The organism is Serratia bockelmannii, assembly GCF_008011855.1.
Classification (GTDB): Bacteria; Pseudomonadota; Gammaproteobacteria; order Enterobacterales; family Enterobacteriaceae; genus Serratia; species Serratia bockelmannii.
The window spans coordinates 1-23646 of the sequence record NZ_VOUX01000003.1 but is presented as its reverse complement, the minus strand read 5'-3'; the positions used below and the strand labels follow the sequence as shown (position 1 = coordinate 23646).

The following is a 23646-nucleotide window of genomic DNA, read 5'->3' as shown; positions in this document are numbered from 1 at the left end:
GATAACGTAAAAGGGGCGGCAGAGCCCGCCCCGAGAGGTCTTACCACATCAGCCGGCCGATCAATGGCGCGGCCACGACCGTAATGATGCCGGCCAGCATCATCACCAAACTCGACACTACGCCCTCCTGCGGCCCCAGCTCATAAGCGCGAGCGGTGCCGGCACCGTGCGACGAGGCGCCAAATCCGGCGCCCTTCGCCAGACGGCTGCGCACCGCCAGCCGCAAAAACAAAATATCCCCCACCGCCATGCCGAACACCCCGGTGATCACCACGAACAGCGCCACCAGATCCGGCTGCCCGCCCATCTGTTTGGCGGCCTCCAGCGCGAACGGCGTGGTGATCGACCGCACCGCCAAGCTGCGCTGCACCTCTTCCGGCAACGTCAGCAGGCGCGCCAGCCACACCGAGCTGTACACCGCCACCAGCACCGCCGTCGTTACGCCGGCGGTCAGCGACAGCCAGTGGCGGCGGATGATATGCAGGTTCTCATACACCGGCACCGCGAAAGCGATGGTTGCCGGCCCCAGTAGCCACAGCAGCCAGTGAGTTTCACCAATATAGTCCTGATAGGAGATGTGGGTGACCACCAGCAGCAGCACCAGGATCATTGGCGTCAGCACCAGCGGCATCAGCAACAGCGTGCGCCGGCGGCGATACAGCTTCTTGTTGGCGAAGTACAGCGCCAGCGTCGCCAGAAAACAGGCCAGGCTAAGGATAAAATCATTCATGGCGCTGCTTCCGGCGCTGCAGCCAAATCTCCAGCCGATACACCCTGTCCACCACCAGCCCGGTGGCGCCCAACGTCAGCATGGTGCTGACCGCGATCACCAAAAAGATCTTCCAGCCCTCGACCATCAACAGCTGGGCATAGTTGACCACCGCCACCACCGCCGGCACGAAAAACAGCAGCATTTCCGCCAGCAGCCAGCGGGAGCCGGCCTTAACCCAGCTCAGCGGCAGAATGCGCAGCAGGATTAGCGCCAGCAGCATCAACATGCCGACGATATTGGCGGGGAGCGGCAGGTGGAATTGTTGCACCAGACGATCGGCGATCAGGAACAGCGCCGCATACAACGCCACCTGAATCGGCACCTGCAAGCGGGTCAGCAGGGAGGGGGCAACGCGGCGTAACGCCAGAGACATGAAAGATGACCTCAAACAATAAATTAACGGCCTACAGTATACGCAGCCGGGAAACCACGCCTGAAATGAATTAAAATTATCGACATCATGCCGTCCGGGAATAGTTTCCCGCCGGTAGCGTCCCCAAGGAGAACCCTAACGTGGATGTCCGCACCCTGCGCTACTTCGTTGAAGTGGTGCGCCAGCAAAGCTTCACCCGCGCCGCGGAAAAACTGTTCGTCACCCAGCCCACCATCAGCAAGATGCTGCGGCATCTGGAGGAGGAGCTGGAGTGCACGCTGCTGATCCGCGAAGGCCGCAAGCTGCGCCTGACCGACAGCGGCCAGGCGGTGTATCAGCGCGGCCTGACGATCCTCGACGAATTCCGGCAACTGGAGGCGGAGCTGGAAGACATCAGCTCGGTGAAAAAGGGCGTGCTGCGGCTGGGCATTCCGCCAATGGTGGGCAGGCAGATCGCCGATCTGATCCGCCGCTTTCGCCAAACCTACCCCGGTATCGAATTGAAGATTTCCGAGCTGGGCGGGCTGTCGGTCGAACAAGCGGTGATGTCCGGCGAACTGGATCTGGCGATGACGGTGTTACCCTTCGATTCGGAACAGCCGCTGACCTTTCTGCCGCTGCTGGGCCATCCGATGTGCGTAGTGGCGCCGCGCACGCCGCAGTGGCTCAACCGCACCCGCATCAATATCGCCGAATTGGCCGACAGCCCGATCCTGATTTATAACGAAGACTTTGCGCTTTACAAGATGCTGATGAAGGCGTTTCGCCAGGCCGGTTTTGAACCGCAAATCGCGGTGCGCAGCGGCCAATGGGACTTCCTCGCCTCGATGGTGCAGGCCGGCGTGGGCATCGCCATGCTGCCGGAGCCGGTTTGCCGCTGGCTGGACAAGGAAAACCTGGTCTGGCTGCCGCTGGAGCCGCGCATGGAGTGGAAAATCGGCCTGATCTGGCGCCAGGGCAGCTACCTGTCGCACAGCGCGCAGGCTTGGATCGCCTGCTGCCGCGACTATTGGCCGCCGCTCAAGTAGCCAAAAAACAAGGGCCGCACAGGCGGCCCTTCAGAACAGAAATAAAGAGGAAAAACGTTAATTCCTCCTCTGAGGTTTAGCCTTCGCGCTCGATCAGCAGCGCTTCGAGCAGGTCGAGATCGTGCAGCAGTTTTTGCAGCGTCTCGTTGCTGATTTTCTGCGTGGCGCGCAGATGGTACAGCTCGCCGCGCTCGGCGCGCAGCGCCGTCAGGCGGAAACGCCGCTCGAGGTTTTCCATCGCCAACGCATTCTCGATATCGTCTTTCGACGCGATGCGCCGCCGCAGCATGCCCGTCACCCGCGAGCTGACCTCTTTCAACACCTGCGGGTCGAGGTTTTCTTCGGTATCGGCAACCAGGCGCTCTTCCATTTTATTCACGCTTTCGATCGCCACCTCGGCCGCCATGGCGATCGCCATGCGCTCTTCGTGCTTGCTGGCGCTCTTGTCGGCCACCTGCACGCCGCGCAGCAGCAGCGGCAACGCCAGCACGCCGACAATCAGCGACAGCAGGATCACCCCGGCGGCGATAAACACCAGCTGATAGCGCGCCGGGAAGGCGGTGCCGTCACTCAGCAACAGCGGTATCGACAGCACGCCGGCCAGGGTAATCGCCCCGCGCACCCCGGCGAACGACGCCACCCACAGCTCACGCGTGCTGTAATCGCCGAACTGCAGCGGACGCTTTTTCATAAAGCGGTTACTGGCCTTCTTCATCACCCACAGCCAGGTGAAACGCAGCACCAGCAGTGCGGCGTAGATGGTAGCCACGTCGGCGAACAGATACCAGGTCTGGATGGTCGGATCCAGCTCCGCCTGCAGGATGGAGGTTTCAAGAATGCCCGGCAGCTGCAGGCCCAGCATGATGAACACCATGCCGTTGAACACGAACTCCAGCATCGCCCATACGCTGTTGGCGCGCAGACGCATCGCCAGCGGCGCGTTGCGGATCACGCCGGATTGGCTGATGGTCATCCCCGCCGCCACCGCCGCCAGGATGCCGGAGACGCCGATGTGTTCGGCAATCAGGTAAGAAGCGAACGGCAGCAGCAGCAGGAACACGATCTGGGTCGCCGGATCGTCGCCGCTCCAGCGGCTCATCACCCGCAGCGATTTACTGTAGGTCCAGGTGACCGCCACGCCGGCCAACAGGCCGCCGATCGCCACTTTGAGGAACTCGAGGGTCGCGCCGCCCACGGTGAACACCATGGTGCCCATCGCCACCGCGATGGCGAACTTGAGCGATACCAGGCCGGACGCGTCGTTCATCAGCGCCTCGCCCTCGAGCACGCCCATGATCGGCTTGGGAATCCGCCCTTTGCCGACGATGCCGGACAGCGCCACGGCATCGGTCGGCGACAGCACCGCCGCCAGCGCGAAGGCCGCCACCAGCGGAATGCCCGGCACCATGGCGTAGATCAGATAACCGACGCCGACCACGGTGATCAGCACCAGCACCAGCGCCAGGCCGAGAATTTCACGCCCGTGATGCAAGAACTCGCGCGTCGGCGTTTTCCAGCCGTCGGCGAACAGCAGCGGCGGGATGAACAGCACCAGGAACAGTTCGGGATCAAAGTCGACGTGCAGCCCGAAATGCGGCCAGGCCAACAGGGCCCCGATGGCGATTTGCATCAGCGGCAGCGGCACCTGGAACGGCAACATGCGCGTCACCACCCCGGACAAGGAGACCACCAGGATCAAAATGAGGATTGTAAAAAAGATTTCCATGCTTTCCTTAGACTCTACGATTCAGACGACATCGGCTCAGGGCCTGCGTTGGTCCCGATAGTAGATCACTTTTTTTACAGCCGTTAAAGCTTGTTGTGCCTTTCAAAACGCGGTGCAGAGCAGAAGAAGACTTATCTTAAGAAGGGAATTGCCGTCACAGGCTCCCCCGCCCGATGGGCGAGGGAAACCCAAGAGGCTTAAATCGCCCAGCCGCCGGCGTAGAACGCCACCAGCGCCACGGCGATCAGCACGGTGCCGATGTTCAACTTGCGCCATTCGCCGGAGAAGATGCGGCCGATGACCAGCGAGCTGAAGCCCAGCATGATGCCGGTCACGATGTTGCAGGTCAGCACGATGAACACCGCGCACAGCAGGCCGGCCATTGCGTCGACGAAGTCGTTGAAGTCCAGCTTGGTGACGTTGCTCAGCATCAGCAGGCCGACGTACATCAGCGCCGGCGCGGTGGCGTAGACCGGCACCAGATAGGCCAGCGGCGACAGGAACAGGATCAGCAGGAACAGGATGCCGACCACGGTGGCGGTCAGGCCGGTTTTGCCGCCCGCGGCGGTGCCGGCAGCGGACTCGATGTAGACCGCGGCGGGCGCGGCGCCCACCAGGCCGGAGAAGATGCTGCTCAGGGAATCCGAGGTCAGCGCCTTGCCGCCGTTGATGATCTGCCCGTCTTTATCCAGCAGGTTGGCCTGCCCGGCCACCGCGCGGATGGTGCCGGTGGCGTCGAACACCGCAGTCATCACCAGCGCCAGCACGCTCGGCAACACCACCGGCTGCAACGCGCCCATGATATCCAGGCTGAAGATCAACGATTTGCCGTCAGCGTCCGCCAGGCTCGGCATGGCGAACAGCCCCTGGTATTTCACCGCCGGATCGACGATCAGGCCGATGATGGAAATGGCGATGATCACCAGCAGAATGCCGCCGGGCACGCGCAGCTTCTCCAGGCCGAAGATCACCGCCAGGCCGACCAGCGTCATCACCACCGGGAAGGAGGTGAAGGCGCCGAGCGCCACCGGCAGGCCATCCAGCGGGTTCTTCACCACCAGACCGACGCCGTTGGCGGCGATCAGCAGCAGGAACAGACCGATGCCGATGCCGGTGCCGTGCGCCACGCCCATCGGCAGGTTACGCAGGATCCAGGCGCGGATGCCGGTGACCGAGATGACGGTAAACAGCACGCCCATCACGAACACCGCGCCCAGCGCCACCGGAATGCTGATGTGCTGACCCAGCACCAGGCTGAAGGCGGTGAAAGCGGTCAATGAGATCGCACAGCCGATGGCCATCGGCAGGTTAGCCCACAGCCCCATCAGCAGCGAGCCCAGCCCGGCCACCAGGCAGGTAGAGACAAACACCGCCGCCGGCGGGAAGCCCGCTTTGCCCAGCATGCTCGGCACCACGATCACCGAGTACACCATCGCCAGGAAGGTGGTCAGCCCCGCCACCACTTCCTGTCGCACGCTGCTGCCGCGCGCGGAAATTTTAAAATAGCCATCAAGCCCGCCGGTTGGTTTTGCGGCGTGGTTCGCTTGAGAGTTCGACATAGGTTACTTCCCCTGTGTTTCATTAATCGGCCCGTCACAGCAGGCCTGTCATCTCGCCCGCGCCCGATCGCCACGTAATCGTTTACGTCACGTTCCGCTTCCTTGCCCTTCCGTCGCATCGCCAACGGCAATGCGCACCAAGGCAAACGTTTAACTCGCAGCGCGCGGTACGGGTAATTTATGGTGGTTTATTCAAGGCAAACGATTATCCTGCCTTCCATGGCGTCTAATCAACTAAAGATCGCGGCAATTTATGCAGAAAGTGGCGGGAATGGCGTCTGCACGATAAAACCGGGGCGACGGACGCCCCGGCGAGATTATTGCGCCTGTACCGCAGCGGGATCCATATACATCAATTCCCAGATATGGCCGTCCAGGTCCTGAAAGCCATGGCCGTACATCATGCCGTAGTCGCGTGGCTGATGATAAGTGTTGCCGCCGCCGGCGATCGCCTTGCGCACCAGTTCGTCCACCGCCGCCCGGCTGGGTTGCGACAGGCACACCAGCACCTCGGTGGCTTGTTTGGCGTCGCCGATCGGGTTCGGGGTAAACATCCTGAATTTGTCATGGGTCAGCAGCATCACGTAAATCGTGTCGCTGACCACCATGCACGCGGCGGTATCGTCGGTAAATTGCGGGTTGAAAGCGAACCCCAGGTGGGTGAAAAACGCCATCGAGGCGGGCAGATCGCGTACGGGTAGGTTAACGAAGATTTGCGTAGCCATGGGCTACCTCCGATGAAGAATGACCCCATCGAGTATAGCCCATCCGCTTAACTCAGCAGGTCGTAAGGGCCGCCCTGCTCCAATGCCCGCTGGTAGGCGGGCCGGGCATGAATGCGCTGCAGGAAGCCGCGCAGTTTCGGGCAATTGTCCAACGCGCCGCGCGCCGCCATCGCCTCCAGCGGAAAGCTCATCTGAATATCCGCCGCGCTGAAATCGTTGCCGACAAACCAGCTGCCCTTGTTCAGGTGCTGTTCGAGGTATTCGCAGTGCGGCGCGATCTGTTTGTCGAGGTATTCGCGCTGCACGCCCTTGCCGATCGCGCCGGCCACCGGCCGCAGCAGCCAGGGGATCGGCGGCTGGCCAAGGCGGCTGAACACCAGCTTCATCACCAACAGCGGCATCAGCGATCCTTCGGCGTAGTGCAGCCAATAGCGATACTGCTGGCGCGCGTGGAAGTCGGTCGGCATGAACATGCCCTGCGCGTCATAGGCTTCCTGCAAGTATTCGATGATGGCGCCGGATTCCGCCAGCGTCAGATCGCCGTCGACGATCACCGGCGATTTGCCCAGCGGATGGATCTTTTTCAGCGCCGCCGGCGCCAGCAGGGTCTGCGGATCGCGCTCGTAGCGTTGCACCTGATAGGGCACGCCCAGCTCTTCCAAAAACCACAGAATGCGCTGCGATCGCGAGTGGTTGAGATGATGAACAATGATCATGACGAAGCCCCTGTCCGCTGCCACACCAGTTCGCCAACCTGCACGCCGTTGCCGAGCTGCAAGGGCACCGTGCGCAACGTCAGCCGATCGCCGCTGAAAGCGTAAAAACGCACCTGACGGCTGCCTACCCAATTGGGGAACGAACAGCCTTCGACCTGATGCACCACCCGCTGTTCGCTTTCCTCCACCTGATAGTGGCCGAAGTAGCAAATCATATTGATGAAGGCGGCGCGGATCTCCCGCTCAGACCCCTGCGTCAAATCGTCGGCGGCGAAACGCGGCCGCACGGCGCTATACAGCTGCGCCGCCATCGTGCCGTTGGCCTCATAGTGGATGCGCCCCAACACCTGCTCGCCCAGCGGGTAATTCAGCTCGCCGTTCTGGTTTTTGAACACCGACGACACCAGCGCCCAGCTGCCGATAAACGCGTTTACCGTCATTACGCTTCTCCGGTTAAAGATCCTCTGTAAAGGGTAGTGGCGATTTTTACCGCGCGCCAGCGGGTGAAAAACAATCAGTTTATTTGACAGAGATACTCAAAACTCTCCGATTTTTTATTCACACCCGGTGCACTACTATTTAACACATCGAGAGGCAACGGGCTCTCACCTAACAAATACTCTGAGGAACACATCATGAAAAACGTCAAAATTTTTGCTACCGCTGCGCTGCTGGCTACCGCTTCTTTCGCTACCTTCGCCGCTGACCTGCCTTCCAGCCAACCCGCTGCAGACGCCCAAAAAATCGGCGTAGTCTCCGTTAGCGGCGCCACCAACCTGAGCGCGCTGGAAAGCGAACTGGCCAGCAAAGCCGCCGCGTCGGGCGCCAGTTCCTACCGCATCGTCGCCGCCGGCGGCCAGAACAAACTGTACGGCACCGCAGAAATCTTCAACTGATCGTCGAACAGCCAACCGACGGAAGAAAGAAGCCCCGCAAGGGGCTTTTCTCGTTGTGGGCAGGCAAAGCTCTTTGTGAACAGTGGCCGCCGGACATTTCACCGATACTGAGAATAACGCCTTACCCTCACCCACTTTGGAGAAATAACATGACCACAGCACATCCTCTGCAAGGCAAAGTCGCATTCGTCCAGGGCGGCTCACGCGGCATCGGCGCCGCCATCGTGAAACGGTTGGCGAGTGAAGGGGCCGTGGTCGCCTTTACCTACGCCGCCTCGGCCGATCGCGCCGAAGCGGTGGCAAGCGCCGTTACCGCCGCCGGCGGCAAAGCCCTCGCCATCAGGGCCGACAGCGCCGATGCGGCGGCGCTGCAGCAGGCGGTGCGTCAGGCCGTCAGCCACTTCGGCAACCTGGATATTCTGGTGAACAACGCCGGGGTGTTTACACTGGGCGGCACCGAAGCGCTGGCGCTGGACGATCTGGATCGCATGCTAGCGGTCAACGTGCGCAGCGTGTTCGTCGCCAGCCAGGAAGCGGCGCGCCACATGAATGAGGGCGGGCGCATCATCCACATCGGCAGCACCAACGCCGAGCGCGTGCCGTTCGGCGGCGCGGCGGTGTATGCGATGAGCAAATCGGCACTGATCGGCCTGACCAAAGGCATGGCGCGCGATCTCGGCCCGCGCGGCATCACCGTCAATAACGTGCAGCCCGGCCCGGTAGACACCGAGATGAACCCGGACGCCGGCGAATTCGCCGATCAACTCAAGCAGCTGATGGCGATCGGCCGCTACGGCAAAGATGAAGAGATCGCCAGCTTCGTCGCCTACCTCGCCGGCCCGCAGGCGGGTTACATCACCGGCGCCAGCCTGAGCATAGACGGCGGCTTCTCGGCGTAACCATTCTTCGATGCAAAAAGCCCCGCAAGGGGCTTTTTTAATGGCGAATTACGCTTCGGTACCGTCGCCGTCAATGCAGACCACCGCGCTTTCGTTCGTCCCCACAGGGAAATGGCGGTCAAAGCGATCCTTCAGATCCTCCAGGGTGATTTCGGCAAAGCGCGCCAGCAGCGCCTGCTCGGCCTCATCCAGCACGTTGCCCAGCGCCTGATTTACCGCCGCCTCCACCGCACATTCCGGATGCTGTTCCCCACCGCCGATGGCGAACAACTGCTTAACGCCCACCGCCCGGTAGATATCGAGCAGGCTGATGTTCCGCAGATCGTCGGCGATACGCCACCCTCCGTGATGGCCCTTTTCCGACGCAACGAAACCGGCATCACGCAGGCCGGCCAAGGTGCGTCTGACGACGGCGCTGTTGGTGCCCAGCATCGCGGCGATCTGTTCCGAGGTGTAAACCCCCTTGTGGCGCGCCATATGCAGTAACACGTGCAGCATGCGCGAAAGCTTGTTGTCCTGACGCATTCCCATCTTCCTTTCAGCTCAGCATATTCTCGTATCTTACAATGATACGAAAGATTGACAACGGCGAATATCACGTGCTTTTATAGGTTACATGAAATAACCGGCGTTCTCTTGGGCGCTGAAAACCCATTGCACCATGACCTCGTAAGGAATAATGATGACTCCCGTATCGGCTTCAGATCTCTCGGTATGCCTGATGATCGCGCTGGCGTCGGCCAGTATTTCCATGACCCTGACACAAACCGAACTCTTCACGGCGCTGCGGGCCTGGGCGGCGCGCAAAAATGCCCTGCTGGGCCATTTGTTCCAATGCTTTTACTGCATGAGCCACTGGGTGGTGATTGCAGGAATGCTGGTTTACCGCCCGGCGCTGTTGCACAGCGGCATCGGCCCGATCGATTGGGTGATGACCGCCTTCATCGTGCTCACCGTCACCACCTTTATCAACGGCCTGCTGTTTAAAGTATTTCAGGCGGCTGTGCGCACTCATGTGATGAAACACGAGGCGCAGCACATGTTGAATTCGCATGAGCAGTGATGAGGCCGCGCATGAACCAGAACACCAATGACATTTTCAACGGCGAATTCTCCCGCCGGTATGACGCCGGCAACGCGCGCTTCAATACGATTAGTGACAATCTTCACTTTTTGATTGTGCTGCTATTGAAGGATTTGCCCGTCAATGCTCACATCCTGTGTGTTGGCGTAGGAACCGGTACCGAGATGATCCATTTGGCCCGCCAGAACCCGAGCTGGCGTTTCACCGGCGTGGATCCTTCCGCCGACATGCTGGCGGTGTGCGCTGCCAAGCTACGGCAGGCGGAGATTGGCGAACGCTGCACGTTGGTGGAGGGCTATCTGCAGGATCTGCCGAGCGTGCCAGATTACGACGCCGTACTGTGTCTGCTAGTGACCCATTTTATTCTCGATGACGCGCGTGGCGACCTCTATCGCCATATGGCGTCACGGTTAAATACCGCAGGCCGGGTGGTGATTGCGGAAATTTCCGGTGATACGACGGCGGCGGATTTTGACCAGCACCTGGCCAGCTGGGCCGCCATGCAGTCTCTTGACGGTCAAACTCCGCGCACGCCGGTTGAGCTCCGAGCCCAGTTGCAGCAACGGCTGTTGCTGCTGCCGCCGGAACGCACCGAACGGTTGATCGCCGAAGCCGGATTTTCTCCGCCGCAGCGTTTCTTCCAGTCGTTGCTGATCCACGCTTGGACGGCCCGTAAATCGGCATAAAAAAACCCCGCCTAAGCGGGGTTTTTCGCGATCTTTTCCAGGCGAACCTTAGAACGGAATATCGTCGTCGAAATCCATTGGCGGTTCGTTGCTGGTCGCCGGAGCGCTGTTCTGCGCCGGGCGAGACTGCTGCTGGCCGCCGCTGAACTGGTTGCCGCCCTGTGGCTGCTGAGGCTGGCCCCAACCGCCCTGGCCGCCGGCAGATTGACCGGCCGGTGCGCCGCCGCCCTGACGGCCGCCCAGCATCTGCATGGTACCGCCAACGTTAACCACGATCTCGGTGGTGTAGCGATCCTGGCCGCTCTGATCCTGCCATTTACGCGTCTGCAGGGAGCCTTCGATGTAGACCTGAGAGCCTTTACGCAGGTATTCGCCCGCCACTTCGGCCAGTTTGCCGAACAGCACGACGCGGTGCCACTCGGTCTTTTCTTTCTGTTCGCCGGTCGCCTTGTCACGCCAGCTTTCGGAGGTCGCCAGGGTAATGTTGGCCACTGCGCCGCCGTTCGGCATGTAACGGACTTCTGGATCCTGACCCAGATTCCCGACCAGAATTACTTTGTTTACGCCTCTGCTGGCCATGAGCACTTCTCCCGATGATTGATTTCTACACAGTATAAACGCGTCAGTTTACCACGCTGAGTACGAAACCACACCCGTGTTGATAAGTGCGAATTGCATTCCAGAATTGTCTTTTCGATCGACCTTGTTGCATTCTCATACTGGATATTCATTCAGGTTTTTTTGTGTCATAATTATGCGTTTCGACCTGGCTGTGCCGGTTTTTTGCGAGATTCATCACAAAATCCCCCGCAAAAATCGCGACAGGCGCGGTGTATCATCAAGACGGGAAGTGTAAATGGACAATATCGAAGTTCGTGGTGCTCGAACCCATAATCTGAAAAACATCAACCTGATCATCCCGCGTGACAAACTGATCGTCGTCACCGGCCTGTCCGGTTCCGGCAAGTCTTCGCTGGCTTTCGATACGCTGTACGCCGAAGGGCAGCGGCGCTATGTCGAATCACTCTCCGCCTATGCGCGCCAGTTCCTGTCGCTGATGGAAAAACCGGACGTCGACCATATTGAAGGCCTGTCGCCGGCGATCTCCATCGAGCAGAAATCCACCTCGCACAACCCGCGGTCCACGGTCGGCACCATCACCGAGATCCACGACTACCTGCGCCTGCTGTTCGCCCGCGTCGGCGAGCCACGCTGCCCGGATCACCATGTGCCGCTGGCGGCGCAAACCGTCAGCCAAATGGTCGATAACGTGCTGAGCCAGCCGGAAGGCAAGCGCCTGATGCTGCTGGCGCCGGTAGTGAAAGATCGCAAGGGCGAGCACACCAAAACGCTGGAAAACCTGGCCGCCCAAGGCTATATCCGCGCGCGCATCGACGGTGAAGTGTGCGATCTGTCCGATCCGCCGAAGCTGGAGCTGCAGAAAAAACACACCATCGAAGTGGTGGTCGATCGCTTCAAGGTGCGCGACGACATGGCGCAACGCCTGGCCGAATCGTTCGAAACTGCGCTGGAGCTGTCCGGCGGCACCGCGGTGGTGGCGGACATGGACGACGAAAAAGCGGACGAGTTGCTGTTCTCCGCCAACTTCGCCTGCCCGATCTGCGGCTACAGCATGCGCGAGCTGGAACCGCGCCTGTTTTCCTTCAACAACCCGGCCGGTGCCTGCCCGACCTGCGATGGCCTGGGCGTGCAGCAGTTCTTCGATCCGGAGCGCGTGGTGCAAAACCCCGAGCTGTCGCTGGCCGGCGGCGCGATCCGCGGCTGGGATCGCCGCAACTTCTACTATTTCCAGATGCTGCGTTCACTGGCGGAGCACTATGAGTTCGACGTCGAAGCGCCGTTCAACACCCTGAGCGCCGACGTACAGAAGGCGGTGCTGAGCGGCTCTGGCAAAGAGTCGATCGAATTCAAATACATCAACGATCGCGGTGACACCACCGTGCGCCGCCATCCGTTCGAAGGCGTGCTGCACAACATGGAGCGCCGCTATAAAGAGACCGAATCCAGCGCGGTGCGCGAAGAGCTGGCGAAGTTCATCAGCAACCGCCCTTGCGCCTCGTGTCACGGCACCCGTCTGCGTGAAGAAGCGCGCAACGTGTTCGTCGAAGACACCACGCTGCCGGAAATCTCCGATCTGAGCATCGGCCATGCGATGACCTTCTTCCAGAACATGAAGCTCAGCGGCCAGCGCGCCAAGATCGCCGAGAAAGTGCTGAAAGAGATCGGCGATCGCCTGAAATTCCTGGTGAACGTCGGCCTGAACTACCTGTCGTTGTCCCGTTCGGCGGAAACGCTCTCCGGCGGTGAAGCGCAGCGTATTCGTTTGGCCAGCCAGATTGGCGCCGGCCTGGTGGGCGTGATGTACGTGCTGGATGAGCCGTCGATCGGCCTGCACCAGCGCGATAACGAGCGCCTGCTGGAAACGCTGATCCACCTGCGTAACCTCGGCAACACGGTGATCGTGGTGGAGCATGACGAAGACGCCATCCGCGCCGCCGACCACGTGATCGACATCGGCCCCGGCGCCGGCGTGCACGGCGGCCAGGTGGTGGCAGAAGGCACCGTCGACGACATCATGGCGCAGCCGGAATCGCTGACCGGCCAGTTCCTCAGCGGCAAACGCGAGATCGCCATTCCCGCGCAGCGTGTGCCGGCCGATCCGACCAAAGTGTTGAAGCTGAGCGGCGCGCGCGGCAACAACCTGAAGGACGTGACGCTGACGCTGCCGGTCGGTCTGTTTACCTGCATCACCGGCGTGTCCGGCTCCGGCAAATCGACGCTGATCAACGATACGCTGTTCCCGATCGCCCAGCGCCAGCTTAACGGCGCCACCATCGCCGAGCCGGCGCCGTTCCGCGAAGTGACCGGTCTGGAACATTTCGACAAGGTGATCGACATCGATCAGAGCCCGATCGGCCGTACGCCACGCTCCAACCCGGCCACCTACACCGGTATCTTCACCCCGGTGCGCGAGCTGTTCGCCGGCGTGCCGGAATCGCGCAGCCGCGGTTATACGCCGGGCCGCTTCAGCTTCAACGTCAAGGGTGGGCGCTGTGAAGCCTGCCAGGGCGACGGGGTGATCAAGGTCGAAATGCACTTCTTGCCGGACATCTACGTGCCGTGCGACCAGTGCAAGGGCAAGCGTTATAACCGCGAAACGCTGGAAGTGAAGTACAAAGGCAAGAGCATCCACGAAGTGCTGGAGATGACCATCGAAGAAGCGCGTGAGTTCTTCGACGCGGTGCCGGCGCTGGCGCGCAAGCTGCAAACCCTGATGGATGTCGGCCTGTCCTACATCCGCCTCGGCCAGTCGGCCACCACGCTCTCCGGCGGGGAGGCGCAGCGCGTCAAGCTGGCGCGCGAGCTGTCGAAACGCGGCACCGGCCAGACCCTGTATATTCTCGACGAACCGACTACCGGCCTGCACTTCGCCGATATCCAACAGCTGTTGGCGGTGCTGCATCAGTTGCGCGATCAGGGCAATACCATCGTGGTCATCGAGCATAACCTGGACGTGATCAAGACCGCCGACTGGATCGTCGATCTGGGGCCGGAAGGCGGCAGCGGCGGCGGCGAGATCCTGGTCGCCGGCACGCCGGAAACCGTGGCCGAGTGTGAAAAATCGCACACCGCGCGCTTCCTGAAACCGCTGTTGAACAAGTAATATCGCCAACGTGCGGGCCGTCGTTCAGGCGACCCGCACGCTGACCCGTTTCATTGCAATCAAACAGAAACGGGCAAGATTTCGACATTTTCAGGCATTTCCCTCCGCACTCACCGCTTTTATCATCAATGTTCCCTCGGCGGCCGCCCTGTCTGATTCAGGCCGCATCTTACCGGCACTCCGCTGCCGGCCAAGCGTTGTCCCCCCTACATTGATAACTGGAGCGACCATGAACATTACCCATGCCTATGCCGCGCATGATGCGAAGTCTGCGCTGGTGCCTTTCGATTACCCACCCCGCGCCCTGCGCGACCACGATGTGCAAATTCAGGTGTTGTTCTGCGGTGTCTGCCATTCGGACCTGCATCAGGCTCGCAACGAATGGAGCAATACGATTTACCCGGTAGTGCCGGGCCATGAAATTGTCGGGCGCGTCAGCGCCGTCGGCGGCCATGTCTCGCGTTACCGGGTCGGCGATCTGGTCGGCGTCGGTTGCATGGTGGATTCCTGCCGCAGCTGTCCGAGCTGCGATGAGGGGTTGGAACAGTATTGCGATAACGGCTTTACCGGCACCTATAACGGCCAGGATCGCCAGACCGGCGCCGTCACCTATGGCGGCTACTCCACCAATCTGGTGGTAGATCAGGACTTCGTGCTGCGCGTGCCGGAAAATCTCGATCCGGCCGGGGTCGCGCCGCTGCTGTGCGCCGGCATCACCACCTATTCGCCGCTGCGCCAGTGGGGCGCGGGGCCAGGCAAAAAGGTCGGCATCGTCGGCCTCGGCGGGCTGGGGCACATGGGCGTCAAACTGGCGCGGGCGATGGGCGCGCACGTGGTGCTGTTCACCACCTCGCCGTCGAAAATCGAAGACGCCAAGCGCCTCGGCGCCCATGAAGTGGTGATTTCGCGCAACCCGGATGAGATGGCACAGCACGTTAATAGCTTCGACTTCATCCTCAACACGGTAGCGGCTCAGCACGATCTGAACCCGTTCCTCAACTTGCTGCGCCGCGACGGCACCCTGACGCTGGTCGGCGCGCCGGAGCACGATCATCCGTCGCCGCAGGTGTTCAACCTGATCATGAAGCGCCGCCGTATCGCCGGTTCGCTGATCGGCGGCATCGCGGAAACGCAAGAGATGCTGGACTTCTGCGGCCAACACGGCATCACGTCCGATATCGAGCTGATCCCGATGCAGCAAATTAATGAGGCCTATGAGCGCATGCTGAAAAGCGACGTGAAGTACCGCTTCGTGGTGGATATCGACTCGCTGCGAGCCTGATGACAGCGGGCGCCCGGCGGCGCCCGTTTTTTTTATAGCTGCTTGATGACCCTGGCCGGGTTGCCGCCCACCACGCAGTTGGCCGGCACGTCTTTGGTCACTACCGCGCCGGAGGCCACGACCGCATTATCGCCGATGGTCACGCCCGGATTGATCACCGCGCGCCCGCCGATCCACACGTTGTTGCCAATCTTGACCGGCTTGCCGAACTCCGCGCCGCCGGCGCGGGTCTCGGCGTCCAGCGGATGGGTGGCGGTGTAGATATGCACGCCCGGCGCCAGCAGGCAGTTGTCGCCGATATGCACCTCGCACACGTCGAGGATCACGCAGTCGAAATTGGCGTAGAAGTTCTTGCCGAGATAGATGTTATAGCCGTAGTCGCAGCGGAACGTCGGCTCAATGGTGCCGCCCTGATAGCCGCCCAGCAGCTCGTCCAGCCATTGTTTGCGCAGCTCGCCCTCTTCCGGCGAGGAGTGGTTATAGCGATGCGTCAACTGGCGCGCGCGCCGACGTTCGCTGCGCAGCAGGTTATCACCGGCGTCGTACAGCTCCCCGGCGATCATCTTGCGCTTTTCTTCGCTGATGGCCATGTCGGCCTCCTTAATCTTATCCGCGTTTCTTGAATGCCCAAGCGTAGCCGTTTTTTCCTGACGACAAAAAGGGAACGTTCCCAATTTAAAGCCGCGATCACGATTTAACACGAAAAAGCAGGAGAAAAACGGGCGGTGCCGCCGCCCGGCAATCAGGCGCGCAGTTCCTGGCGCACGTGTTCGGGCAGGCCTTCCACCACCAGCTGATAGGAGCTGTCGATCAGCGTATAAAACTGCGAGTTCGGCAGGTTGCCGTCGAGAAACACCGTATTCCAGTGCGCCTTGTTCAGGCCGTCGCAGGCGACGATCTCCGGGTGGTGCTCGCGCAGGCTTTCCGCCAGCTCCGGGCTGGACTTGATTGCCAGCGCCGGCCGCCCTTCGACCTCGCACACCATCGCGAACATCACGTCGCCCACCTTGATCTGGCTGGCCTGCCACTGGTTCTGGTCGCTCTGCTCCGCGCCCGGCTTCGCCATGCAGTACTCCAGCAATGCGCTGTTATTCATTGGGTTATTCCCCCTGTAATGTGGCCACAATACGGCGTGCTCCGCCGTGGATGCGGTGCTCCCCCAGCCAGATGCCCTGCCATGTGCCCAACATCAGCCGCCCGTGCCTGACGGGCAGCGTCAAGGAAGCGCCCAGCAGCGAGGATTTGATGTGCGCCGGCATGTCGTCCGGCCCTTCGTAGTCATGCTGATAGGGTGCGTTTTCCGGCACCTGGCGCAGGAAATGCTGCTCCATATCGGCTCGCACCGTGGGATCGCAGTTCTCGTTGAGCGTCAGCGAGGCCGAGGTATGCTGCAGCAACAGATGCAGCAGGCCGGTTTGCAGGCGGTGTAAGTGGGTTAACTGGTTGACGATCTCGTCGGTAACCAGATGAAAGCCACGCGCTTTTGCGCTGAGGATTAGCGTTTGCTGATGCCACATGAGTGAGCGCCCCTCAATCAGTATATTCTCTCTCCGGTTTGCGGCAACTTCGGCGGCGCACCGGCAATAAAAAAGGAGCGATATCGCTATCGCTCCCCGATGAACGTCCGTTCAGACTAACAGGCGTTACTGCACCGCGGCAAACGCCTCGGCCACCTGACGCACATTGTTGTGGTTCAGGCCGGCCACGCACATGCGGCCGCTGTGGATCAGGTAGACGCCAAACTCTTCACGCAGGCGATCGACCTGCGCCGCGCTGAAGCCGGTGTAGCTGAACATGCCGCGCTGAGCCAGCAGGTAATCGAAATTGCGCTGCGGCAGCGCGCTCTTCAGGGTGTCCACCAGCGCGTGACGCATCTCGAGAATGCGGGTGCGCATGCTCTCCACTTCGTCCAGCCACTGGGTTTTCAGCTGGGCGTCGTTCAGCACCTTAGCCACCAGCTGCGCGCCGAAGTTCGGCGGGCTCGAGTAGTTGCGGCGCACGGTGGCCTTCAGCTGGCCCAGCACGCGCCCGGCCGCCTCTTCGCTTTCGCACACCACCGACAGGCCGCCGACGCGCTCGCCGTAAAGCGAGAAGATCTTCGAGAACGAGTTGCTCACCAGGCACGGCAGGCCGGCCGCCGCGATGGCGCGAATGGCGTAGGCGTCTTGCTCCATGCCGCCGCCGAAGCCCTGATAGGCGATATCAAGGAACGGAATGATTTCACGATCGGCGATCACCTTGACCACCTCATCCCACTGGGCGGGGGTCAGGTCGGAACCGGTCGGGTTGTGGCAGCACGGATGCAGCAGCGCGATGCTGTGCTTCGGCAGCTGTTTCAGCGCAGCCAGCATGGCGTCGAACTTCACGCCCAGGCTTTCGCTGTCGAAATACGGATAGGTATTCACTTTGAAACCGGCGCCGCTGAAGATGGCGACGTGGTTTTCCCAGGTCGGATCGCTGACCCACACCTGCGAATCCGGGAAGTAGCTTTTCAGGAAGTCGGCGCCCACTTTCAACGCGCCGGAACCACCAACGGTCTGAATGGTGGCGATGCGCCCCTGCTGCAGCATCGGATGCTGCGCGCCGAACAGCAGCTGCTGGATGGCGGAGCGATAGGGTTGCAGCCCTTCCATCGGCAGGTATACCGAGGCGCCGTGCTCGACGCTGTTCAACTGCGCTTGCGCCGCGGCGACCGCCCGCATCTGGGGGATGATGCCCTGCGCATCGTAGTACAGGCCGATACTCAGGTTCACCTTGTGCGCGCGCGGGTCTTGTTTGAATTTTTCCATCAGCGACAGAATGGGATCGCCGGCATAGGCGTCAACGTTCTGGAACACGGGGTTTTTCTCCTGGTTTATTTATTGTGGTTTAGGCACAGCGTTACGTTCCTAATATAGACGGAAAAGCGCATTCGGTTTCAGCTTTCTCGCGTCACCGGCAACAAACCGTTTTCCTTGATGCGATTGAGCACCACCGCCGTTTTGATATGCGCCACGCTTTTGTGCGGCGACAGTGTCTGGCTGATGAATTCGCTCAGCGCCGGCAGGTCAGCCACCGCCACTTTCAGCAGGTAATCGGCGTCGCCGGTAGTCTTGTAAGCGTCAAGGATCGCGTCCACGTCCTCCAGCATCTGATGAAAGCTGTCGATCTGCTCCTGCGCGTGCGTGATCAGGCTGACTTCAATCAGCCCCACCAGCCCCAGGCCGACCGCCTCCGGCGCCAGCCGCGCGTGGTAGCCGCGGATCAGCTGCGCCTGCTCCAGGCTGATGCGCCGCCGCGAACATTGGGAGGCCGAGAGCCCCACCAGTTCGCTCAGCTCCTGATTGGTCAAACGGCCGTTGGCCTGTAACAGCGTCAGGATTTTCATATCAAAATCGTCAATGTTGTACATAGCCACCTGTAAACTGTGTTAATAAATGTTGACGTTACAGCCTACCAGTTTTTTTACCGTTGCCGACGTCACACCCTGGCGCTTGAATCGCGTACAGCAGCAACGCCCGGCGTTTTCGCCGGTAAGCGGCATAAAAAACGGCTAACTCATGCAGACAAACGACAATTAACGGCGAAGTAACGCATAAAACCACGAATGTATAAAAAGGACGCCAGATGAAAAAGCTACTCCCCCTCGCGCTGCTGCTCGCCGCCGGCAGCGCCAGCGCGCAATCCCACCTGGACAAAGTGCTGCAGCAAAAGACCCTGGAGGTCTGCACCACCGGCGACTACAAGCCCTATACCTTCCTCAAGGAAGACGGCAGCTATGAAGGCATCGACATCGACATGGCGCAATCGCTGGCCAAGAGCCTGGGCGCGAAAGTGAAGTGGGTGAAAACCAGCTGGAAAACCCTGACGCCGGACTTCGCCTCCGGCAAGTGCGACATCGCAATGGGCGGCATCTCCGTCACGCTGGAGCGGCAAAAGCAGGTGTTCTTCGCCGACAAGCTGGATACCGACGGCAAAATCCCGCTGGTGCGCTGCACCGACGTGAAGAAATACCGCACTCTCGAACAGATCAACAAGCCGTCGGTGCGTCTGTTGGAACCGGCGGGCGGCACCAACGAAGCCTTCGTGCACGCCTATCTGCCGAAGGCCAAACTGACGCTGACGCACGACAACATGAGCATTTTCCAGCAGTTGGTGGACCGCAAGGCGGACGTGATGATCACCGACGCTTCCGAGGCGCTGTACCAGCAGAAGCGCTATCCGAAGCTGTGCGCGGTGAATCCGACCAAACCGATGCAGTACGGCGAGAAGGCTTACATGCTGCCGCGCGACGATCTGAGCTGGAAACTGTATGTGGATCAGTGGCTGCACCTGGCCAAGGCGACCGGCGAGTATCAGAAGGTTATCGACAAGTGGTTGGCGGTAAAGAAGTAACCCGCTGAGAAACGGGGCCGACGCGCGTCGGCCCCTGCGGCGCATCAGTCGCCGATGTATTCCATCGCCACACGCTGCGTGAGCTTGGTGATCAGTTCGTAAGCGCTGATGCCGGTGCAGGCGGCGATGCGTTCGACCGGCAGCGCCTGGCCCCACAGCACCGCTTCATCCCCCACCTTATCGGCGGCGTCCGGCCCGAGATCGACCGAAATCATGTCCATCGACACCCGGCCTACAATCGGCACTTCGCGGCCGTTGATCAGGATCGGCGTGCCGGTCGGCGCGCTGCGCGGGTAACCGTCGCCGTATCCCATCGCCACCACGCCCAGCCGGGTATCGCGCGGGCTGACCCAGGTGCCGCCGTAGCCGACCGCTTCGCCGGCCTTGTGCTCGCGCACCGCGATCAGGCTGGATTTCAGGGTCATCGCCGGCTGCAGACCATGCTCGGCGCCGCTGCCGTTATCCAGCGGCGACACGCCGTACAGAATGATGCCGGGGCGCACCCACTCGTTGTGGGCGTCCGGCCACAGCAGCGTGCCGCCGGAGGCGGCGACCGAACGCTGGCCCGGTTTACCGCGCGCGAACTGCTCAAAGCAGGCGATCTGTTTCAACGTGGTGTCGGACTCCGGTTCATCGGCGCGGCTGAAGTGGCTCATGATATTGACCGGCTGCGCCACGTTGCGGCAGGCGCACAGGCGCTGATAAAACGCCTCCGCGTGTTCGGGGCGCACCCCCAGCCGATGCATGCCGGTATCGAGCTTCATCCACACCGGCACCGGGCGCGCCAGCTCGGCCTGCTCCAGCGCTTCGAGCTGTTCGATGCAGTGCACCGCGGTTTCGATGTTGTTCGCCACCAGCACCGGCAGATCTTCGGCACTGAAGAAGCCTTCCAGCAGCAGGATCGGTTTGACGATGCCGCCGGAACGCAGCATCAGCGCCTCGTCGATGCGCGCCACGCCGTAGCAGTCGGCGTCTTGCAGGGTGTGTGCTGTTTCCAGCAGGCCATGTCCATAAGCGTTTGCTTTCACAACGGCAATCAGGCGGCTTTGCGGCGCCTGGCGGCGCACCTGTTGCAGATTATGTCGCAGAGCGCGGCGGTCGATTACAGCGGTTGCCGCTTTCATTTCAGTTCCTTAGCTGATTATTCGTCATCGTATTGTGGCCCCGCGTAGTTGTCGAAACGCGACCACTGGCCGTTAAAGGTAAGGCGCACGGTACCGATCGGGCCGTTACGCTGCTTACCGATAATAATTTCCGCGATCCCTTTCAGATCGCTGTTCTCGTGATACACCTCATCACGATAGATGAACATAATCAGGTCGGCGTCCTGCTCGATAGAGCCCGATTCACGCAGGTCGGAGTTGACCGGGCGTTTGTCGGCGCGCTGCTCCAGGCTACGGTTCAGCTGCGACAGCGCCACCACCGGCACCTGCAACTCTTTCGCCAGCGCCTTCAGCGAGCGCGAAATCTCGGCGATCTCCAGCGTACGGTTGTCGGACAAGGCCGGCACGCGCATCAGCTGCAGGTAGTCGATCATGATCAGGCTAAGCCCGTCGTGCTCGCGGAAAATGCGCCGCGCGCGCGAGCGCACTTCGGTCGGCGTCAGGCCTGAGGAGTCGTCGATGTACATGTTGCGCTTCTCCAGCAGGATACCCATGGTGCTGGAAATGCGCGCCCAGTCCTCGTCGTCGAGCTGGCCGGTACGAATGCGCGTCTGATCCACGCGCGACAGCGACGCCAGCATACGCATCATGATCTGCTCGCCGGGCATCTCCAGGCTGAAGATCAGCACCGGTTTTTCCTGGGTCATCGCGGCGTTTTCGCACAGGTTCATGGCGAAGGTGGTTTTCCCCATCGAAGGACGGGCGGCGACGATGATCAGATCGGACTTTTGCATGCCCGCGGTTTTCTTGTTGAGGTCCTGATAGCCGGTATCGACCCCGGTCACACCGTCGTGCGGCTGTTGATACAGCTGCTCGATGCGCGATACGGTGTCTTCCAGGATGCGCTCGATGCCCTTCGGGCCTTCGTCTTTGCTGGCGCGGTTCTCGGCGATTTGGAATACGCGAGATTCTGCCAGGTCGAGCAGGTCTTCGCTGCTGCGCCCCTGCGGATCGTAGCCGGCGTCGGCGATCTCGTTAGCCACCGAGATCATCTCGCGCACCACCGCGCGCTCGCGCACGATGTCGGCGTAAGCGCCGATGTTGGCGGCGCTCGGGGTGTTTTTCGACAGCTCAGCCAGGTAGGCGAAGCCGCCGACCGAGTCCAGCTCGCCCTTCTGCTCCAGCGATTCGGACAGGGTGATGAGGTCGATAGGCTTGCTCATCTCCAGCAGACGCTGCATCTCGGTAAAGATCAGGCGATGCGGGCGGCTGAAGAAGTCGTTGGCGACCACGCGCTCCGCCACGTTGTCCCAGCGCTCGTTATCCAGCATCAAACCGCCCAACACCGACTGCTCGGCCTCCAGCGAGTGCGGCGGCATCTTCAGCCCTTCCATCTGACGATCTCTGGAACGCTCTCTGGTTTCGTCCGCGTTTGTTTTGTTGGTTGGTTTTTTTCCTGCCATGAAACGTAGTCTTTATCCGGTTGCGAATGAAGGATCTTGACGCGAGAGTATACGTGATTTTTGCGTCATAACCGATGCAAAAAAGGTATTGAATCCCGCACGGGTGAACTGGATCTCCGATACTAAAAAGAATAGGGTGAAATCAGACACCCAAACGAGGTAACGATATGGCCAAGCGCATTCAATTCTCCGCCACCGGCGGGCCGGAAGTCTTGCAATACGTTGATTTTACACCGCTCGATCCCGCCGCCGGCGAAGTGCAGGTCGAGAACAAAGCGATCGGCATCAACTACATCGACACCTATGTGCGCAGCGGGCTGTACGCGCCGGCGAGCCTGCCGAGCGGCCTCGGCACCGAGGCGGCCGGCGTGGTGGTCAAGGTTGGCGCCGGCGTCAGCGCGATCAAACCGGGCGACCGGGTGGTGTATGCGCAGTCGTCGCTCGGCGCCTACAGCGAGATCCACAACGTGCCGGAAGAGAAAGTGGCGCTGCTGCCGCATAACCTCAGCTTTGAGCAGGGTGCCGCCTCTTTCCTCAAAGGGCTGACGGTACACTACCTGCTGCGCCAGACCCACGACGTGCAGCCGGGTGAAGTGTTCCTGTTCCATGCCGCCGCCGGTGGGGTTGGGCTTATCGCCTGCCAATGGGCCAAAGCGCTGGGCGCGCGCCTGATCGGCAGCGTCGGCTCCGACGAGAAGGCGGCGCTGGCGAAACAGGCCGGTGCATGGGCCACCATCAACTACCACAAAGAGGATATCGCCCAGCGGGTGGCAGAACTGACGCACGGCGAGAAGGTCGGCGTGGTGTACGATTCGGTGGGGCAAAGCACCTGGCAGGCCTCGCTCAACAGCCTGAAACGGCGCGGCCTGATGGTCAGCTTCGGCAACGCCTCCGGCCCGGTGACCGGCGTCGATCTGGCGCTGCTGAATCAGAAGGGCTCGCTGTACGTCACCCGCCCTTCCCTCAACGGCTACATCACCAACCGCGCCGAGCTGCAGTACGCCAGCAACGAGCTGTTCTCGCTGATCGGCAGCGGCGCCATTCGGGTGGAGGTGAAAGACGAGCAGAAATTCGCGCTGGCCGACGCCCAGCGGGCACACCAGGTGCTGGAAAGCCGCAGCACCAGTGGCTCCAGCCTGCTGATCCCCTGATAGCGGTGACTAGTCCTGATATAGGTTGACACTTTTCAGCCTGATAGCGCCCGATGAACCTCATCGGGCGTTTTGTATTTCAGCGACAAGTGCGGCCGCCGCGTGTTGTAGAGGTTCACCGACT

The 23646-nt window shown here is 61.1% G+C and carries 25 protein-coding genes; 9 read left to right on the top strand and 16 right to left on the bottom strand.

Annotated elements, in window-relative coordinates:
• Positions 1-40: 40 nt before the first annotated feature.
• On the bottom strand, positions 41-730 hold the full coding sequence (locus tag FOT55_RS04700; protein WP_004936833.1) for an LrgB family protein: 690 nt from the start codon (positions 728-730) through the stop codon (positions 41-43).
• Complete coding sequence (locus FOT55_RS04695; protein WP_004936830.1) at positions 723-1145, bottom strand: CidA/LrgA family protein; 423 nt, start codon at positions 1143-1145, stop codon at positions 723-725. Before FOT55_RS04695 ends, FOT55_RS04700 begins: the two co-directional genes overlap by 8 nt.
• Before the next feature lie 140 nt (positions 1146-1285).
• On the opposite strand from FOT55_RS04695, the gene FOT55_RS04690 reads away from it, so the two are divergent.
• On the top strand, positions 1286-2173 hold the full coding sequence (locus tag FOT55_RS04690; protein ID WP_025304429.1) for a LysR family transcriptional regulator: 888 nt from the start codon (positions 1286-1288) through the stop codon (positions 2171-2173).
• Between the two features lie 76 nt (positions 2174-2249).
• On the opposite strand, the gene FOT55_RS04685 is transcribed toward FOT55_RS04690, so the two are convergent.
• The 5 genes from FOT55_RS04685 to FOT55_RS04665 all read right to left on the bottom strand — a co-directional run bounded on the left by FOT55_RS04685 (position 2250) and on the right by FOT55_RS04665 (position 7339).
• Positions 2250-3899, bottom strand: a complete 1650-nt coding sequence (locus FOT55_RS04685) for a Na+/H+ antiporter (RefSeq protein WP_025304430.1) — start codon at positions 3897-3899, stop codon at positions 2250-2252.
• 197 nt (positions 3900-4096) lie between these two features.
• Positions 4097-5458: an NCS2 family permease gene (locus tag FOT55_RS04680; protein ID WP_025304431.1), complete on the bottom strand. Its 1362-nt coding sequence runs from the start codon at positions 5456-5458 to the stop codon at positions 4097-4099.
• 317 nt (positions 5459-5775) lie between these two features.
• Positions 5776-6183 carry a VOC family protein gene (locus FOT55_RS04675; protein ID WP_025304432.1) on the bottom strand — a complete coding sequence of 136 codons (408 nt, stop codon included), beginning with the start codon at positions 6181-6183 and terminating at the stop codon, positions 5776-5778.
• A 47-nt stretch (positions 6184-6230) separates the two neighbouring features.
• Entirely contained in the window at positions 6231-6899 is a 669-nt protein-coding gene (locus tag FOT55_RS04670) for a glutathione S-transferase family protein (protein WP_025304433.1), read from the bottom strand.
• Positions 6896-7339 carry a lipocalin-like domain-containing protein gene (locus tag FOT55_RS04665; protein WP_142591228.1) on the bottom strand — a complete coding sequence of 148 codons (444 nt, stop codon included), beginning with the start codon at positions 7337-7339 and terminating at the stop codon, positions 6896-6898. The genes FOT55_RS04670 and FOT55_RS04665 overlap by 4 nt, the downstream gene beginning before the upstream one ends.
• A 195-nt stretch (positions 7340-7534) precedes the next feature.
• On the opposite strand from FOT55_RS04665, the gene bhsA reads away from it, so the two are divergent.
• The gene (gene bhsA / locus FOT55_RS04660; protein ID WP_025304435.1) at positions 7535-7795 is read left to right on the top strand and encodes a multiple stress resistance protein BhsA; all 261 of its coding nucleotides are present in this window, start codon (positions 7535-7537) and stop codon (positions 7793-7795) included.
• 149 nt (positions 7796-7944) lie between these two features.
• Complete coding sequence (locus FOT55_RS04655) at positions 7945-8694, top strand: 3-oxoacyl-ACP reductase family protein (RefSeq protein WP_147823176.1); 750 nt, start codon at positions 7945-7947, stop codon at positions 8692-8694.
• A 48-nt stretch (positions 8695-8742) separates the two neighbouring features.
• Here the strand turns inward: FOT55_RS04655 and FOT55_RS04650 are convergent, their stop codons facing one another.
• Positions 8743-9219 carry an Rrf2 family transcriptional regulator gene (locus tag FOT55_RS04650; protein WP_060434693.1) on the bottom strand — a complete coding sequence of 159 codons (477 nt, stop codon included), beginning with the start codon at positions 9217-9219 and terminating at the stop codon, positions 8743-8745.
• Between the two features lie 157 nt (positions 9220-9376).
• Between FOT55_RS04650 and FOT55_RS04645 the strand changes: the two genes are divergently transcribed.
• Positions 9377-9757 (top strand): hypothetical protein, encoded by a 381-nt coding sequence (locus FOT55_RS04645; protein WP_060434695.1) that lies wholly within the window; start codon positions 9377-9379, stop codon positions 9755-9757.
• 11 nt (positions 9758-9768) lie between these two features.
• Entirely contained in the window at positions 9769-10464 is a 696-nt protein-coding gene (locus FOT55_RS04640; protein ID WP_060434750.1) for a class I SAM-dependent methyltransferase, read from the top strand.
• A 48-nt stretch (positions 10465-10512) separates the two neighbouring features.
• On the opposite strand, the gene ssb1 is transcribed toward FOT55_RS04640, so the two are convergent.
• On the bottom strand, positions 10513-11043 hold the full coding sequence (gene ssb1 / locus FOT55_RS04635; RefSeq protein ID WP_004936793.1) for a single-stranded DNA-binding protein SSB1: 531 nt from the start codon (positions 11041-11043) through the stop codon (positions 10513-10515).
• Between the two features lie 277 nt (positions 11044-11320).
• Here ssb1 and uvrA point away from each other — a divergent pair, with 277 nt between their 5' ends.
• Entirely contained in the window at positions 11321-14149 is a 2829-nt protein-coding gene (gene uvrA, locus FOT55_RS04625) for an excinuclease ABC subunit UvrA (RefSeq protein WP_147823175.1), read from the top strand.
• A 229-nt stretch (positions 14150-14378) separates the two neighbouring features.
• Complete coding sequence (locus tag FOT55_RS04620) at positions 14379-15431, top strand: NAD(P)-dependent alcohol dehydrogenase (RefSeq protein WP_147823174.1); 1053 nt, start codon at positions 14379-14381, stop codon at positions 15429-15431.
• Positions 15432-15463: 32 nt separating this feature from the next.
• Here the strand turns inward: FOT55_RS04620 and maa are convergent, their stop codons facing one another.
• The 5 genes from maa to FOT55_RS04595 form a co-directional block, all read right to left on the bottom strand.
• Positions 15464-16021 (bottom strand): maltose O-acetyltransferase, encoded by a 558-nt coding sequence (gene maa / locus FOT55_RS04615; RefSeq protein WP_147823173.1) that lies wholly within the window; start codon positions 16019-16021, stop codon positions 15464-15466.
• A 152-nt stretch (positions 16022-16173) separates the two neighbouring features.
• Complete coding sequence (locus tag FOT55_RS04610; RefSeq protein ID WP_025304442.1) at positions 16174-16527, bottom strand: MmcQ/YjbR family DNA-binding protein; 354 nt, start codon at positions 16525-16527, stop codon at positions 16174-16176.
• 4 nt (positions 16528-16531) lie between these two features.
• A complete protein-coding gene (locus tag FOT55_RS04605) occupies positions 16532-16948 on the bottom strand; it encodes a secondary thiamine-phosphate synthase enzyme YjbQ (protein WP_004936779.1) in 417 nt (138 codons plus the stop codon).
• 126 nt (positions 16949-17074) lie between these two features.
• Positions 17075-18268, bottom strand: coding sequence for an amino acid aminotransferase (locus tag FOT55_RS04600; protein WP_043139687.1), 1194 nt, complete (start codon positions 18266-18268; stop codon positions 17075-17077).
• Between the two features lie 80 nt (positions 18269-18348).
• Positions 18349-18822 carry an Lrp/AsnC family transcriptional regulator gene (locus FOT55_RS04595; protein ID WP_025304444.1) on the bottom strand — a complete coding sequence of 158 codons (474 nt, stop codon included), beginning with the start codon at positions 18820-18822 and terminating at the stop codon, positions 18349-18351.
• A 215-nt stretch (positions 18823-19037) separates the two neighbouring features.
• On the opposite strand from FOT55_RS04595, the gene FOT55_RS04590 reads away from it, so the two are divergent.
• On the top strand, positions 19038-19805 hold the full coding sequence (locus tag FOT55_RS04590; protein WP_147823172.1) for a transporter substrate-binding domain-containing protein: 768 nt from the start codon (positions 19038-19040) through the stop codon (positions 19803-19805).
• 44 nt (positions 19806-19849) lie between these two features.
• Here FOT55_RS04590 and alr read toward each other — a convergent pair whose 3' ends face one another.
• On the bottom strand, positions 19850-20929 hold the full coding sequence (gene alr / locus FOT55_RS04585) for an alanine racemase (protein ID WP_049204323.1): 1080 nt from the start codon (positions 20927-20929) through the stop codon (positions 19850-19852).
• Positions 20930-20946: 17 nt separating this feature from the next.
• Positions 20947-22371: a replicative DNA helicase gene (gene dnaB, locus FOT55_RS04580; protein ID WP_025160134.1), complete on the bottom strand. Its 1425-nt coding sequence runs from the start codon at positions 22369-22371 to the stop codon at positions 20947-20949.
• 167 nt (positions 22372-22538) lie between these two features.
• Here dnaB and FOT55_RS04575 point away from each other — a divergent pair, with 167 nt between their 5' ends.
• Positions 22539-23522 (top strand): quinone oxidoreductase, encoded by a 984-nt coding sequence (locus tag FOT55_RS04575; RefSeq protein ID WP_147823171.1) that lies wholly within the window; start codon positions 22539-22541, stop codon positions 23520-23522.
• The last annotated feature ends 124 nt before the right edge of the window (positions 23523-23646 follow it).

What these genes read in the sequence shown, in the direction of transcription:
- FOT55_RS04700 (WP_004936833.1), bottom strand. Translation starts at nt 730, where the DNA reads ATGAATGATTTTATCCTTAGCCTGGCCTGTTTTCTGGCGACGCTGGCG.
- FOT55_RS04695 (WP_004936830.1), bottom strand. Translation starts at nt 1,145, where the DNA reads ATGTCTCTGGCGTTACGCCGCGTTGCCCCCTCCCTGCTGACCCGCTTG.
- FOT55_RS04685 (WP_025304430.1), bottom strand. Translation starts at nt 3,899, where the DNA reads ATGGAAATCTTTTTTACAATCCTCATTTTGATCCTGGTGGTCTCCTTG.
- FOT55_RS04680 (WP_025304431.1), bottom strand. Translation starts at nt 5,458, where the DNA reads ATGTCGAACTCTCAAGCGAACCACGCCGCAAAACCAACCGGCGGGCTT.
- FOT55_RS04675 (WP_025304432.1), bottom strand. Translation starts at nt 6,183, where the DNA reads ATGGCTACGCAAATCTTCGTTAACCTACCCGTACGCGATCTGCCCGCC.
- FOT55_RS04670 (WP_025304433.1), bottom strand. Translation starts at nt 6,899, where the DNA reads ATGATCATTGTTCATCATCTCAACCACTCGCGATCGCAGCGCATTCTG.
- FOT55_RS04665 (WP_142591228.1), bottom strand. Translation starts at nt 7,339, where the DNA reads ATGACGGTAAACGCGTTTATCGGCAGCTGGGCGCTGGTGTCGTCGGTG.
- bhsA (WP_025304435.1), top strand. Translation starts at nt 7,535, where the DNA reads ATGAAAAACGTCAAAATTTTTGCTACCGCTGCGCTGCTGGCTACCGCT.
- FOT55_RS04655 (WP_147823176.1), top strand. Translation starts at nt 7,945, where the DNA reads ATGACCACAGCACATCCTCTGCAAGGCAAAGTCGCATTCGTCCAGGGC.
- FOT55_RS04650 (WP_060434693.1), bottom strand. Translation starts at nt 9,219, where the DNA reads ATGCGTCAGGACAACAAGCTTTCGCGCATGCTGCACGTGTTACTGCAT.
- FOT55_RS04645 (WP_060434695.1), top strand. Translation starts at nt 9,377, where the DNA reads ATGACTCCCGTATCGGCTTCAGATCTCTCGGTATGCCTGATGATCGCG.
- FOT55_RS04640 (WP_060434750.1), top strand. Translation starts at nt 9,769, where the DNA reads ATGAACCAGAACACCAATGACATTTTCAACGGCGAATTCTCCCGCCGG.
- ssb1 (WP_004936793.1), bottom strand. Translation starts at nt 11,043, where the DNA reads ATGGCCAGCAGAGGCGTAAACAAAGTAATTCTGGTCGGGAATCTGGGT.
- uvrA (WP_147823175.1), top strand. Translation starts at nt 11,321, where the DNA reads ATGGACAATATCGAAGTTCGTGGTGCTCGAACCCATAATCTGAAAAAC.
- FOT55_RS04620 (WP_147823174.1), top strand. Translation starts at nt 14,379, where the DNA reads ATGAACATTACCCATGCCTATGCCGCGCATGATGCGAAGTCTGCGCTG.
- maa (WP_147823173.1), bottom strand. Translation starts at nt 16,021, where the DNA reads ATGGCCATCAGCGAAGAAAAGCGCAAGATGATCGCCGGGGAGCTGTAC.
- FOT55_RS04610 (WP_025304442.1), bottom strand. Translation starts at nt 16,527, where the DNA reads ATGAATAACAGCGCATTGCTGGAGTACTGCATGGCGAAGCCGGGCGCG.
- FOT55_RS04605 (WP_004936779.1), bottom strand. Translation starts at nt 16,948, where the DNA reads ATGTGGCATCAGCAAACGCTAATCCTCAGCGCAAAAGCGCGTGGCTTT.
- FOT55_RS04595 (WP_025304444.1), bottom strand. Translation starts at nt 18,822, where the DNA reads ATGTACAACATTGACGATTTTGATATGAAAATCCTGACGCTGTTACAG.
- FOT55_RS04590 (WP_147823172.1), top strand. Translation starts at nt 19,038, where the DNA reads ATGAAAAAGCTACTCCCCCTCGCGCTGCTGCTCGCCGCCGGCAGCGCC.
- alr (WP_049204323.1), bottom strand. Translation starts at nt 20,929, where the DNA reads ATGAAAGCGGCAACCGCTGTAATCGACCGCCGCGCTCTGCGACATAAT.
- dnaB (WP_025160134.1), bottom strand. Translation starts at nt 22,371, where the DNA reads ATGGCAGGAAAAAAACCAACCAACAAAACAAACGCGGACGAAACCAGA.
- FOT55_RS04575 (WP_147823171.1), top strand. Translation starts at nt 22,539, where the DNA reads ATGGCCAAGCGCATTCAATTCTCCGCCACCGGCGGGCCGGAAGTCTTG.